The organism is Bilophila wadsworthia ATCC 49260 (assembly GCF_000701705.1).
Classification (GTDB): Bacteria; Desulfobacterota; Desulfovibrionia; order Desulfovibrionales; family Desulfovibrionaceae; genus Bilophila; species Bilophila wadsworthia.
Genome location: NZ_JNJP01000094.1, coordinates 1 through 12,903, shown reverse-complemented (window position 1 = coordinate 12,903; position 12,903 = coordinate 1). Strand labels below are relative to the sequence as shown.

The window sequence follows — 12,903 nt, the reverse complement described above, 5'->3', positions numbered from 1 at the left end:
GCCCCCTCCCCTCATCCTCCAAAGACTTTCGACCTTATCGAATCCCTCTCCGCAACTTTCCCTGAAACAGTTTGGTGGGCGCACGGAGTTGGAAAAAAGGCATTTTCTTTTCTACGGATTTGGAAAAAACTTTTTCTCTTCTTTTAGTAAGTCACCGGGAGACGAATGCCAAGGGCCAGCCGTACAAGCCGCCCGCCACGCCGTTGACCCTTACGAAAATCTTTGAAGAGGATGGGGTGGGGTTTGGGGAGGGGAAGGGGAAACTTTCTAGAGAAAGTTTCCCCTTCCCCTCCCCAATGCTTCCCATCACTCCCCAACCTTCACAACCTTGGCGGGTACCCCGGCGACGACGGCCTTTGGAGGGACGTCACGGACGACGACGGACCCGGCGGCGACTATGGCCCCATCCCCGATGGTCACGCCCTTGAGGATAAGGGAATTCATGCCGATCCAGACGTTCGCGCCGATGGATACGCCGCGATCCAGCTCAAAGGCCGGTTCGATGTGCCGCGTCTCGGCGGGCCAGTGCGCGTGGAAATCGGAATCCGTGATCACGCAGTTCGGGCCCACCATCGTATCCTTGCCGATGGAAATGGTGCACGAGCGCGCCGTGATCGCCGTGCCGCTGAGCTGGACGCCTTCCGCCAGATCGATGCGGGCCGTGGGCGCATAGGTGCGGAGACGGACGGGCGCGTACAGCGTGGAGGCAGTGGCGCGCCGCGAGGAGGAAATCAGGCTGCACCCCGCGCCGAGGCGGATATGGCTGCCGGGCCACCGCCCAAGGATCACCGAACCGCACGCCGTAACGCCTGGCCCGACCTCAACGCCGAACAGCAACGCCTTGAGCCGCAGGGCCAGCGTGCCCCAATCCTTCGACCAGTGGCGCTGCAACGTGATCGCGGAGTAGGAAAGAACGTCCTGAACCGAAAGCTTGCGCTCGATAGCCTTGCGGAGTTTGCCGATCATGCCTTGTTCCCGCTTTCGGACTGCGCCAGCTGCCAGCGGCACAACCCGTTGAAAAGGTTTGTCTTGAGCATCTTGTCGCCGCCGTGCAGCGCGTCGATCTTGGCTTGGAAATTCGCCCGGTTGGTCTTCCCGGCGGAAGGGCAGGGATTCGACCAGACGGGCAGCTCCCAGCGCCGCGCCGCTTTGATGATATCCGGCTTTTCCACCAGAAGCAGAGGCCGGATGACTTTAAGCGCCCCCTTGAAAAAGTCGTCGCACATGCCCATGCCCTCAACGCGCCCGTTCTGGACAAGGTTCATGAAGAACGTCGTAACCAGATCGTCGGCGTTGTGCCCGAAGGCGAGATGGGTCAGCCCGTACCGCTGGCATACCTCGAACAGCCGGGTGCGGCGCAGCATGGCACAGTAGAAACAGGCGGAATTGCGGCGGTTTTCCGGCGAATGCCCGCGCGGGCCGTGATCCGTGACTTCGATGTGGCCCGCAACGCCGTGTTTCGCCAGATACTCGACGAGCGGCGCGTGGTTTTCCGCATCAAAGCCGGGATTCAGATGGATCGCCATGATGTCGAACCGGAACGGCACGATGCGCTGGCGCCGCCGGAGCACTTCCAGCAGCACCCAGCTGTCCACGCCGCCCGAAACGGCGACCCCGACCTTCGCGCCGGGGCCGACCATCCCGGTGCGCTGCATGGCCTTTCCCGCGCTTTTGACGCAGACCTGCTGCGCATAGGAGAGCTTTTCTTTCGACATCAGGACAACCGCATCTTGAAATCTTCGTAGCCGAATTCCCGGACAAGCCGCGTCCCGTCGGTTTCCGGGTTCCAGCGCACGATGGAGGGCAGACGCAGACCGTTAAAAGTCGTGGTCTTCACCATGCTGTAAATCGCCATGTCCGTAAAGACCAGCCTGTCCCCGGCCTTGAGCGGCTCGTCGAAACTGTATTCGCCGATCACGTCCCCCGCGAGGCAGGACTTGCCCGCAAGACGGCAATTCCAACGCTTTTCGCCGGGCTCGCCGGAACCAATGACCATCGGGCGGTACGGCATTTCCAGAACGTCCGGCATGTGCGTCGCCGCCGAAGTGTCCAGAATCGCCACGGGCATATCCGCCCGCACCACGTCGAGCACGGTGGACACCAGCACGCCCGCGTTCAGGGCCACGGCCTCGCCGGGCTCAAGGTAGACCTGCACTCCGTAGCGGTCACGCACCCGCTCGATGCATTTGCAGAGCAGGTCAATGTCGTAGCCTTCTTTGGTGATATGGTGGCCGCCGCCGAAGTTCATCCACTTGAGGCCCTTCAAGTACCGCCCGAACTTCATCTCAAACGCCTTGAGCGTCCTATCCAGCGCGTCCGCGCCCTGTTCGCACAAGGTATGGAAATGCAGCCCCGAAAGCCCCTTGAGGCCGGGAGGCGGCGTCTGGGCGGGGCAGCCCCCGGCGGACGCAAAACGCTCGAACTCCCGCAGCCGCACGCCGAGCCGGGAGCCCGGAGCGCAGGGATCGTACATGGGCACAGCGCCCTCGGAATGCTCGGGGTTCACCCTGATGCCGCATTCGATGGGCGTCGCGCGTCCGGCATTCTTGGCTTCGACCATGCCCTTGAAGCGTTCCCACTGCGCGAAGGAATTGAACAGCACATGATCGACCGTTTCGAGCAGTTCCACCATGTCAGCTTCCGAGTAGCCCGCCGCGAACGCATGGACTTCGCCGCCGAAGCATTCCCTAGCAAGCCGGGCTTCGTCGGGCGAACTGGCGCAACAGCCGTACAGCGCGCCTTCCCCGCTGCGGGAAATGATCGGGAAAACGTCCCACATGGCGAAGCATTTCAGGGCCATCAGGATCTTCGCGCCCGTGCGCCGCTGCACTTCGTCCAGAATCGCCACGTTCGAACGCAGCTTCGCCTCGTCCACAACGAAGCCCGGCGACGGGAACCGCTCCGGCTTCAACTGTTCAAGATAGGTTTCGGTCATAGGAAGTGGGGGAATGGGTTTATCGGGGGAGGGGAGGAGGAAACTTTCTGGAGAAAGTTTCCTCCTCCCCTCCCCCGACCCCCTCCTCTCCTCCTTCAAAGACTTTCGACGTTATCGAATCCCTGTTCGGGAGCTTTCCCGGCGGGCCTTGAGGGAGCAATTGCGAGGGGGTTCTTTTTGGTGAAACACCGGGGGACGCATTGATAAGGGCCAGACGACAAGCCGCCCAGCCCGGCATCGACCTTTACAAAAGTCTTTGGAAGGGGTGGGGGAGGTTTGGAGGGGGCGGGGGAAGCTTTTCTTCAGAAAAGTTCCCCCGCCCCCTCCAAGTCTTTCTCAATCAGCCTTCCAATTCCAAACTACTCCTGCACGACCCAAGGGAGGCCGCGGAGGTTGAGCTGCTCCATGAACGGATCGGGATCGAGCTGTTCCATGTTCCAGACGCCGGGCTGCATCCACTTGCCGGTCACCATCATCATGGCGCCGATCATGGCGGGCACGCCGGTGGTGTAGGAAATGGCCTGGCTGCCGACTTCGGCGTAGCAGGCTTCGTGATCGCAGATATTGTAGATGTAGGCGGACTTTTCCTTGCCGTCCTTCACGCCCTTCATCACGCAGCCGATGCAGGTCTTGCCCTTGGTCAGCGGGCCGAGGGAGGCCGGATCGGGCAGGAGCTTGCCGAGGAATTGGATGGGCACGATCTGCTGGCCCTGGAATTCCACGGGCTCGATGCCGGTCATACCGACGTTGCCGAGCACCTTGAGGTGGTTCAGGTAGTTCTCGGAGAAGGTCATCCAGAAACGGGCGCGACGGATGCCCTTGAGGTTCTGGACGAGGGATTCAAGCTCCTCGTGGTACATGAGGAAGCACTTCTTGGGCCCGATGCCGTCCGGGAAATCGTAGGTCATGGACCACGAAAGCGGATCGGTTTCCACCCACTCGCCGCGTTCCCAGTAACGGCCCTTGGCGGTCACTTCGCGGATGTTGATTTCCGGGTTGAAGTTCGTGGCGAAGGGCTGCCCGTGATCGCCCGCGTTGCAGTCGATGATGTCGAGGACGTGGATCTCGTCGAACAGGTGCTTCTGGGCATAGGCCGCGAACACGTTGGTCACGCCGGGATCGAAACCGCTGCCGAGCAGGGCCATCAGTCCGGCGTCCTTGAATTTCTGCTGATAGGCCCACTGCCATTTGTATTCGAACTTCGCCACATCCAGCGGTTCGTAGTTGGCAGTGTCCATGTAGTGCACGCCCGCTTCAAGGCAGGCGTCCATGATGGTGAGATCCTGATACGGCAGGGCCACGTTGATCACCATGACGGGCTTGTAGCGCTTGATCAGCGCCACCAGCTCGGGCACGTCGTCGGCGTTCACGCGCGCCGTCTCGATGATGCGGCCCGTGCGTTCCTTGATGCTCGCGGCAATGGCGTCGCACTTGGAAACCGTGCGGCTCGCCAGCATGATCTCGGTGAAAACTTCGGGATTCTGCGCGCACTTGTGCGCCACAACGCTGCCGACGCCGCCCGCGCCGATAATAAGAACTCGTGCCATTCTTTTCTCCTTTTGAATGCCTTCCGGCGGGCTGGGGGAATGACTCCCGCCCCCTCAGCGCGAAGGCGGCAGCGGCTGCGCCGCTCCCGCCACGGTATGCCGTGCGCTTCGGGGAAAGCCCCTCCGGGGACTGCTATGCAACAAAAAATCGTTATGCCACCCAAACAGCCGTCAACCAATAGCCGGGTCAAGGGGCCGGGGGACGGCGTCCCCCGGTCCTCCTACCGCTCGAAGTACGTATAGCCGCGCAAACCGTCTTCAAAGGTTTGCAGGATCTTGTAACGCTCCGAGGGCGTGATTCGCTTTTCACGTACGGCCCGTTCGGCGGCTTCACGGAGATCCTCGAGGATGCGCCGCGGATCGTATTCCACATAGTCGAGGATGTCGGCCACGGAGTCGCCCCGTATCTCGCGGACGAACTGGTAGGAGCCGTCCTCGCTGATGCGGATGGACACGACGTTGGTGTCCCCGAGCAGGTTGTGCAGGTCGCCGAGGGTTTCCTGATACGCGCCCACAAGGAACACGCCGAGATAATATTCATCGCCGTCCACAAGGGGATGCAGATCGAGGGAAGTGCGCATACCCTGCGGGTCGATGAACTTGTCGATGCGCCCGTCGCTGTCGCAGGTGATATCCGAAATGACCGCCTTGCGGGACGGGAATTCCGTCAGGCGGTGCACCGGCATGACCGGGAACAGCTGATCGATGGCCCACGCGTCGGGGAGTGACTGGAACACGCTGAAATTGCCGTAGTAGATGTCGGCAAGCGTGCTGTCGATGTCCGCGAGTTCCTTGGGCGTGTGCTTGAGCTTTTCCTTTTCCTCGGCGATGCGGTTGATGATCGCCCAGAAGTACTTGTCCGCGAGCGTCCGCTGCCGGAGCGTAACGCGTCCGGTTATGAACAGCTGGCGCATTTCGTCCCGGTAGTAGACGGCGTCGTTGTAGCACTCCTGAAGGTTGCGGACGGACAGGCCCTGCAAGACTTCACGGAGGTTGACCACCGGTTCCGGCACGTCTTCGGGCAGGACATCGGGGATGCTCTCGCCCGTTTCGGCGATGCTCACGTCGAGGATGTTGAACAGAAGGATGGAATAGTAGGCCACGGTGGCGCGGCCCGATTCCGTAACGATGTGCGGGTGTTCGATGCCCTGCTGGTCGAGGATGGTCATGACCGCTTCCACGACGTCGGTACAGTATTCGTCCATCGAATAGTTGCGGCTGCTCACATAGTTGGTGTGCGAGCCGTCGTAGTCCACGGCGAGGCCGCCGCCGAGGTCGAGATACCCCATCTTCGCGCCTTCCTGCACGAGGCCCGCATAGACGCGGGTGCTCTCCATGACGGCGGTACGGATGTCGCGGATGTTGGGGACCTGCGAACCAAGGTGGTAGTGCAGGAGCTGGAGGCAGTCGAGCATGTCGTGCTGCTTCAGGGTGTCCACGATATCCACCACCTGCGCCGTGGTCAGGCCGAAGGCGGAGCGTTCGCCGCAGGAACCGGCCCAGTGGCCGCTGCCCTTGGTGATGAGCTTGACGCGCACGCCGAGGAGCGGGCGCACGCCGAGCGCGGCGGAGCGTTCGAGGATCAGCTCCAGCTCGCCGGGCATTTCCATGACGAAAATGCACTTGAACCCCATGCGTACGGCGGAGAGGCCGAGGTCGATGAACTCCTCGTCCTTGTAGCCGTTGCAGATGAGGCAGGCTTCCGGGTCTTTGAGCTGGGAAATGGCGGAAATGAGTTCGGCTTTGGAACCGACTTCGAGGCCGTGGTGAAAGCGCGAGCCGAACTGGGCGATCTTCTCGACCGTATGCTGCTGCTGGTTCACCTTAATGGGGAAGACGCCGCGGTATTCGCCCTTGTAGCCGAGCGAGGCGATGGCCTTGCGGAACGACTCGTGCAGCAGGGTGATCTGCGAATCAAGAATGTTTTCAATGCGCAACAGGACCGGCATGTCGTAGCCACGCTCGCGCATACCCCGAATGACCTCGGGGACGCTGACGGCCACGCCCTTGTTTTCGCCGGAAGGATAAATCACGACATCGCCCTCGGGCGAAACGCCGAAGTAGCCGGCCCCCCAGTTACGGATGCCGTACAGTTCGGTGGAATCTTCCACACTCCATTGCTGGAGAGTGCGTTTTATCGCCACGTAACGGAACCTCTCAAGGTAATCGGTTGAACAGGCGCGGGACCCCTGCCCCGTGACACAGCCATCGCAACGCGTTCCAAGCCTACGCCGCCCATGCGGCTGCGGGGTGACATTTCCGCGCCGTTTGGCGAACGATACGCTCCGGAAGGAAAACGCCCCGTTCCTCGGGAGAAAATCCGGGGGAACCGGGGCGGCCTGCGCGTACGAAAAACAGTCAGATACTGTTTGGAATATACCGTCAAAAAGACAATATTGTCAACAAGCCAGAGCCCAGCCCTCCGTGCGGAGCGGCGCGTTTTCGCAAAGGATTCCGCACCCCGGCGGAACGGGGCCGTCCGGGCGCGGCATGATTGCGCGGCAAAAATATCTGTGCTAGGAGAAAGGTTTGGAATCAGCCGGACTTCCGCTTCGGCCGCTTCCGGAATCGTCTTGTGTTTTCCTGTCCGGTTTTAGGTGCAGGTTTGACCACGCCCAACCCTCAGTGAGGAAAAAATGAAACGGATTGCTCTTCGTTGGCTCGGAGCTCTGCTGCTCTCCATCACTCTTGCCGCCCCCGCCCTGGCCGCCGGCAAGCACCTCATCAACGGCATCGACGCCAACTATCCTCCGTTCGCCTACGTGGACGAAACCGGCAAGCCCGCCGGGTTCGACGTCGACTCCATGAACTGGATCGCCAAGAAGATGGGCTTTACCGTGGAGCACAAGCCGATGGACTGGGACGGCATCATCCCCGCCCTGCTCGCCAAGAAGATCGACATGGTCTGCTCCGGCATGAGCATCAGCCCCGAACGCAAGGCGCAGGCGAATTTCTCCGATCCCTACTGGACCATCCGCAAGATTTTCATCACCAAGAAGGGCTCCAAGGTCACCGAAGACCAGATCTACAACGGCAAGATCAAACTCGGCGTCCAGCGCGGCACCAACGAACACGAAATGCTCCAGAAGGCGCAGGCCGAAAAGAAGTACAACTATCAGCTGCGCTTCTATGACTCCGGCCCCATGGCCATCGAAGACCTTCTGAACGGCCGCATCGACGCCATCGGCCTTGACGCCGCCCCCGCCGAAGACGCCATGCGCAAGGGCAAGCCCGTGCAGGAAGTGGGCGTGTTCGGTTCCGACGAGTTCGGCGTGGCCATCCGCAAGGACGACGCCGAAACCATGAAGCTCGTCAACGAAGGCTACAAGCTCCTCAAGGCCGATCCCTACTGGAAGGAACTCCAGGCCAAGTACCTCGGCAACAAGTAATGACGCTCACGCCGGGGGCCGCACGGCCCCCGGCGTTTTCGACGCGCTTACGCAAGACCGGCGACGCGGCCTCTCTCCGCCGTCGCCGCCTTGTTGTCAGGGCTTCCCTCTTCGGGAAGACTGGCGTATGCTAGAACGCTTTTCGCGGAGCGGGCGCGGTCTTCGGCATCCGCCCAGACCCTCCGGTTCCGGGCGCGCAAGCCCTTCTACGGGCCCCGCGCAGAGCGTGTTTCCTTTGAAAGGCGCTACGCTTCAAAATCCATTCAGCCGGAAAACACCGTTTTCGGCGGAATCCACGCCGTGTTGCGGCGCGCCGGACATGCGTTCGGCGTTCAGGCATTCCCATTTGGGAACGCTTTGACCCTCAACCCCCATTCCGTGAGTCGAGATGCTGGAAATAGTGGACAAAATCCCGGTTATTCTCAACGCGTTGCCCTACATCCTTCAGGGCAGCGTCGTAACCCTCATCACCGTCATCGGATCTCTGGCGCTTGGGTTCTGCATCGGCCTTCCCCTCGCCGTGCTGCAGGTGTACGGCCCTTCGTTCATCCGCCGCCTCATCGGCGTCTACGTGTGGTTTTTCCGGGGAATGCCCATCCTGCTCCTGCTGTTCCTCTTCTATTTCGGGCTGTTCGAGGTCATCGGCCTGAACCTGTCCACCATCACGGCGTCCTGCCTCGTCCTCGGCATGGCGAGCGCGGCCTACCAGTCCCAGATTTTCCGCGGCTCCATCGAGACGCTCCCGGTGGGCCAGTTCCGCGCGGCCCGCGCCCTCGGCATGAACGACGGGCAGGCCATCCGGCATATCGTCCTTCCGCAGGCCCTGCGCCTGTCCATCCCCGGCTGGTCCAACGAATTTTCCATCCTGCTCAAGGACTCGGCCCTGTGCTTCGTCCTCGGGACCCCGGAAATCATGGCCCGCACCCACTTCGTGGCCTCGCGGACCTACGAGCACCTGCCGCTCTACATTACGGCAGGCCTGTTGTACTTCGGCATCACCCTTGTGGGCGTGCACATCCTCCGCGTGCTGGAACGCAAGGTCCATATTCCCGGTTACGCCGTCAGCGGCTCCATGTGAGGCACGTCACCATGAACACCACCCCTATCCTGCGCGCCACCAACATCGTCAAGAAACTCGGCGGCAAAACGATCCTCAACGACGTGTCCCTCGATGTGCACAAAGGCGACGTGAAAGTGGTCATCGGCCCTTCCGGTGCCGGCAAAAGCACGTTCCTCCAGTGCCTCAACTACCTCCTGCCCCCGGACTCCGGCGACATTTGGCTTGAGGGGAAGAAGGTCAACGCCCGCGACACAAGGGAACTGTGCGCCCTGCGGCAGCAGGTCGGCATGATCTTTCAGGACTTCAACCTGTTCGATCACCTCACCGCCGAGGAGAACGTCTCCATCGCCCTGCGCAAGGTCATGGGCTGCAACAAGGCCGAAGCCCGCAACCGCGCCCTGACCGAACTCAGCCGCGTGGGACTCGCCAAGCGCGCCGCGCTCTACCCCGCCCAGCTTTCCGGCGGGCAGAAGCAGCGCGTCGCCATTGCCCGCGCCCTTGCCATGGACCCCAAGGTCATGCTCCTCGACGAGCCTACCTCCGCCCTCGACCCCGAGCTTGTCGGCGAAGTGCTCTCGGTTATCCGTGACCTCGCGGACGGCGGCATGACCATGATCATGGCCACGCACCAGATGGATTTCGCCCGCGCCCTCGCTACGGACATCCTGTTCATGGAACAGGGCAAGATCATCGAGCAGGGCGCGCCCGACGTATTGCTGGCCCCCGGCTCCGGCACGCGCACCAGCGATTTCTGCGGCAAGCTGTTCGACCTGCGCGGCACCGAAAAATCCGACGGGCCCACGGTCAGCGAACTCCTCACCGGCGACCTGTCCCACGACATCACCGACGACGGCAGCGAATCGTCCATGATCCCCGACGCCCCGAAAAAGGACTAGACGATGCAGTGGCTTGATCCCGACTTCATCTTCCAGACGGTCCTCCCCGCGCTCAACCGGGGGCTCGTCATGTCCATCGCCCTGATCGTGCCCTCAGCGACCATCGGGTTCGTGCTCGGCGTCCTCACCGGCGTGGCCCGCGTCTTCGGCCCCAAATGGCTCCGCAGCCTCGGGAACGGCTTCACCACCATCTTCCGCGGCGTGCCGCTCGTGGTGCAGCTCATGATCCTCTATTTCGGCCTGCCCAACCTCGGCATTTACCTCGAGCCCTATCCCGCCTCCGTGCTCGGCTTCATCCTCTGCACGGGCGCGTACCAGTCGGAATACGTCCGCGGCGCGCTGCTCTCCATCCGGCAGGGGCAGATCAAGGCGGCCTATGCCCTCGGGTTCACCAAGCTGCAGACCATCCTCTGGGTGGTCATCCCGCAGGCCGCCCGGCGCGCCCTGCCCGGCTGCGGCAACGAAATCATTTATCTGATCAAATATTCCTCCCTCGCCTACATCATCACCTGCATCGAGCTTACCGGCGAGGCCAAGGTACTTGTTTCGCGTTCGTTCCGGCCCACGGAAGTCTACATTGTGGCGGGCATCTACTATCTTGTCCTCGTCTCCTTCGCCACGTGGTTCCTCCAGAAGCTCGAACGCAAGTTCGCCATTCCCGGCTTCGGGAAAAAGTAAGCGCAGGGCGCCGCCCTGCACCCGCTGAGGCTCCGCCTCAGACTCCGCCGGGGAGAGAGCCTCCCCCCGGACCCCGGCGTAAACGGAAACGACACAACGAGGTTCCATTACCCACAGAATAAACGGCGACGCCGTTTATTCCATTTTTTAAGAAAACGACACAACCGACATAAAGCCTCAACCTCTCGCGTTTCCATAACCGAGGGGGTTTGGGGGGAATCATTCCCCCCAAGCAGGGCCAAGGGGCGGCAGCCCCTTGCCGCCGGAGGCACTACCCATTCTCGAAAAAAGGACATGCTTCAATGCCCGTACAGGAACATATCCGCAACTTCAGCATCATCGCCCATATCGACCACGGCAAGTCGACGCTCGCCGACCGCATCCTTGAGATCACGGGGCTGGTGTCGGAACGCGAAAAACGCGACCAGTACCTTGACCGCATGGACATCGAACGCGAGCGCGGCATCACCATCAAGGCGCAGAGCGTCCGCATCCCCTACAAGTCGAAAAACGGCAAGCAGTACCTGCTGAACCTCATCGACACGCCCGGCCACGTGGACTTCAACTATGAAGTCTCCCGTTCGCTGGCGGCCTGCGAAGGCGCGCTGCTGGTGGTGGACGCCACGCAGGGCGTGGAGGCGCAGACGCTCGCCAACGTCTACCTCGCCCTCGACCACAACCACGAGATCATCCCGGTCCTCAACAAAATCGACCTCCCGAGTTCCGACGTGGAGCGGGTGAAGTCCGAAATTGAAGAAGACATCGGGCTGGACTGCTCCAAAGCCCTGCCCGTCAGCGCCAAGACCGGCGACGGCGTGCCCGACGTGCTCGAAGCCATTGTGGAGCGCCTGCCCGCGCCCGAGGGCAACCCCAACGCGCCGCTCAAGGCACTCATTTTCGACTCGTGGTATGACTCCTATCAGGGCGTCGTGGTCATGTTCCGCATCATGGACGGGACGCTCCGCAAAGGCGACAAGATCGAGCTGTTCGCCACGAAGAAGACCTACGAAGTCATCCGGCTCGGCGTGTTCTCGCCCGAGTCCCGCGATATGGATCAGCTTTCCGCGGGCGAGGTGGGCTTCCTCTGCGGCAACATCAAGGAACTGGGCGACGCCAAGGTCGGCGACACCATCACGCTGGCGGAACGCCCTTGCGCCGAGGCCGTGCCCGGCTTCAAGGAAGTGAAGGCGGTGGTCTTCTGCGGCCTTTACCCGTCCGATCCGAGCGATTACGAGCAGCTCAAGTTCGCGCTGGAAAAACTCCAGCTCAACGACGCGGCCTTCTCGTGGGAACCGGAAACCTCGCAGGCCCTCGGCTTCGGCTTCCGCTGCGGCTTCCTCGGCCTCCTGCACATGGAAATCATTCAGGAACGCCTCGAACGCGAATTCCAGGTGGACCTCATCGCCACGGCACCCTCGGTCATCTACCGGGTGGAGACGACGGACGGCAAGACCACGGAAATCGACAACCCGTCGAAGCTCCCCGATCCCGCCCGCATCACCAACCTCTATGAGCCCTACGTCCGCATCGACATCCATGTCCCGAGCGACTATGTCGGCAACGTGATGAAGCTCTGCGAGGAAAAGCGCGGCATCCAGAAGAACATGGGGTATCTGGCCCAGAACCGCGTCGTCATCACCTACGAGCTGCCCTTTGCGGAAATCGTGTTCGACTTCTTCGACCGCCTGAAGTCCGCCACGCGCGGTTACGCCTCGATGGACTACGAAGTGATCGACTACCGGGCCTCGAACCTCGTGCGTCTGGATATCCTCCTGAACGGCGAAGCCGTGGACGCCCTCGCGGTCATCGTGCACAAGGACAAATCCTACGCCTACGGGCGTGCGCTTGCCCTCAAGCTCAAGCGCACCATCCCGCGCCAGATGTTCGAAGTGGCGATTCAGGCCGCCATCGGCCAGAAGGTCATCGCCCGCGAAACCATTTCCGCGCTCCGCAAGAACGTAACCGCCAAGTGCTACGGCGGCGACATTACCCGTAAGCGCAAGCTCCTCGAAAAGCAGAAGGAAGGCAAAAAGCGCATGAAGCGCATGGGCAACGTCGAGCTGCCCCAGGAGGCCTTCCTCGCCGCCTTGCAGGTCGGGGACGAGTAGAAAGCAATTGGAGGGGGCATACCTCCTCCCGATTCCATAACAAAAGAAAAGGACAGATTCTCGAAATCTGTCCTTTTCTTATTTGAGCCATTCCATTCCAACAGGCTAATCTACGTAGCCCTTTTTTCTTTTCCATCTATGCCGGAAACCAAGAAGCCAATGCACCCGCTCAACCTTCCGCCCACAGGGACCCCGGGAAGGGGATTCAATAAAACCGAAAGTCTTTGGAAAGGGAGGGATGGGGTTTGGGGAAGGGAGGGAAAAGCTTTTCTTCAGAAAAGTTTTCCCTC

Annotated in this window: 11 protein-coding genes; 6 read left to right on the top strand and 5 right to left on the bottom strand. The window is 61.4% G+C overall.

The window, feature by feature from the left end; genetic code table 11:
- A partial coding sequence (locus T370_RS25775) for a hypothetical protein (protein WP_211250536.1) occupies positions 1–226 on the top strand: 226 nt, incomplete at its 5' end.
- Positions 227–306: 80 nt separating this feature from the next.
- Here T370_RS25775 and T370_RS0118940 read toward each other — a convergent pair.
- The 5 genes from T370_RS0118940 to speA form a co-directional block, all read right to left on the bottom strand.
- Positions 307–966: an acyltransferase gene (locus tag T370_RS0118940; protein WP_029436670.1), complete on the bottom strand. Its 660-nt coding sequence runs from the start codon at positions 964–966 to the stop codon at positions 307–309.
- Positions 963–1,715 (bottom strand): tRNA lysidine(34) synthetase, encoded by a 753-nt coding sequence (locus T370_RS0118935; protein WP_005028219.1) that lies wholly within the window; start codon positions 1,713–1,715, stop codon positions 963–965. Before T370_RS0118935 ends, T370_RS0118940 begins: the two co-directional genes overlap by 4 nt.
- Complete coding sequence (nspC, locus tag T370_RS0118930; protein ID WP_029436669.1) at positions 1,715–2,935, bottom strand: carboxynorspermidine decarboxylase; 1,221 nt, start codon at positions 2,933–2,935, stop codon at positions 1,715–1,717. The genes T370_RS0118935 and nspC overlap by 1 nt, the downstream gene beginning before the upstream one ends.
- Positions 2,936–3,294: 359 nt before the next feature.
- Positions 3,295–4,482, bottom strand: coding sequence for a saccharopine dehydrogenase family protein (locus T370_RS0118925; RefSeq protein WP_005028217.1), 1,188 nt, complete (start codon positions 4,480–4,482; stop codon positions 3,295–3,297).
- A gap of 221 nt (positions 4,483–4,703) precedes the next feature.
- On the bottom strand, positions 4,704–6,626 hold the full coding sequence (gene speA / locus T370_RS0118920) for a biosynthetic arginine decarboxylase (RefSeq protein WP_005028216.1): 1,923 nt from the start codon (positions 6,624–6,626) through the stop codon (positions 4,704–4,706).
- A gap of 492 nt (positions 6,627–7,118) precedes the next feature.
- Here speA and T370_RS0118915 point away from each other — a divergent pair, with 492 nt between their 5' ends.
- The 5 genes from T370_RS0118915 (at position 7,119) to lepA (ending at position 12,613) form a co-directional block, all read left to right on the top strand.
- Positions 7,119–7,871, top strand: coding sequence for an ABC transporter substrate-binding protein (locus tag T370_RS0118915; protein ID WP_005028215.1), 753 nt, complete (start codon positions 7,119–7,121; stop codon positions 7,869–7,871).
- Between the two features lie 388 nt (positions 7,872–8,259).
- The gene (locus T370_RS0118905; RefSeq protein WP_005028214.1) at positions 8,260–8,949 is read left to right on the top strand and encodes an amino acid ABC transporter permease; all 690 of its coding nucleotides are present in this window, start codon (positions 8,260–8,262) and stop codon (positions 8,947–8,949) included.
- Between the two features lie 11 nt (positions 8,950–8,960).
- Positions 8,961–9,827, top strand: a complete 867-nt coding sequence (locus T370_RS0118900; RefSeq protein WP_005028213.1) for an amino acid ABC transporter ATP-binding protein — start codon at positions 8,961–8,963, stop codon at positions 9,825–9,827.
- Positions 9,828–9,830: 3 nt separating this feature from the next.
- Positions 9,831–10,505 carry an amino acid ABC transporter permease gene (locus tag T370_RS0118895; protein ID WP_005028212.1) on the top strand — a complete coding sequence of 225 codons (675 nt, stop codon included), beginning with the start codon at positions 9,831–9,833 and terminating at the stop codon, positions 10,503–10,505.
- Between the two features lie 302 nt (positions 10,506–10,807).
- A complete protein-coding gene (gene lepA / locus T370_RS0118890) occupies positions 10,808–12,613 on the top strand; it encodes a translation elongation factor 4 (RefSeq protein ID WP_005028211.1) in 1,806 nt (601 codons plus the stop codon).
- The last annotated feature ends 290 nt before the right edge of the window (positions 12,614–12,903 follow it).

Excerpts from the sequence above, each read along its gene's own strand:
- nspC (WP_029436669.1), bottom strand. The coding sequence starts at position 2,935 with ATGACCGAAACCTATCTTGAACAGTTGAAGCCGGAGCGGTTCCCGTCG.
- T370_RS0118895 (WP_005028212.1), top strand. The coding sequence starts at position 9,831 with ATGCAGTGGCTTGATCCCGACTTCATCTTCCAGACGGTCCTCCCCGCG.
- T370_RS0118905 (WP_005028214.1), top strand. The coding sequence starts at position 8,260 with ATGCTGGAAATAGTGGACAAAATCCCGGTTATTCTCAACGCGTTGCCC.
- T370_RS0118925 (WP_005028217.1), bottom strand. The coding sequence starts at position 4,482 with ATGGCACGAGTTCTTATTATCGGCGCGGGCGGCGTCGGCAGCGTTGTG.
- T370_RS0118935 (WP_005028219.1), bottom strand. The coding sequence starts at position 1,715 with ATGTCGAAAGAAAAGCTCTCCTATGCGCAGCAGGTCTGCGTCAAAAGC.
- T370_RS0118915 (WP_005028215.1), top strand. The coding sequence starts at position 7,119 with ATGAAACGGATTGCTCTTCGTTGGCTCGGAGCTCTGCTGCTCTCCATC.
- lepA (WP_005028211.1), top strand. The coding sequence starts at position 10,808 with ATGCCCGTACAGGAACATATCCGCAACTTCAGCATCATCGCCCATATC.
- T370_RS0118940 (WP_029436670.1), bottom strand. The coding sequence starts at position 966 with ATGATCGGCAAACTCCGCAAGGCTATCGAGCGCAAGCTTTCGGTTCAG.
- T370_RS0118900 (WP_005028213.1), top strand. The coding sequence starts at position 8,961 with ATGAACACCACCCCTATCCTGCGCGCCACCAACATCGTCAAGAAACTC.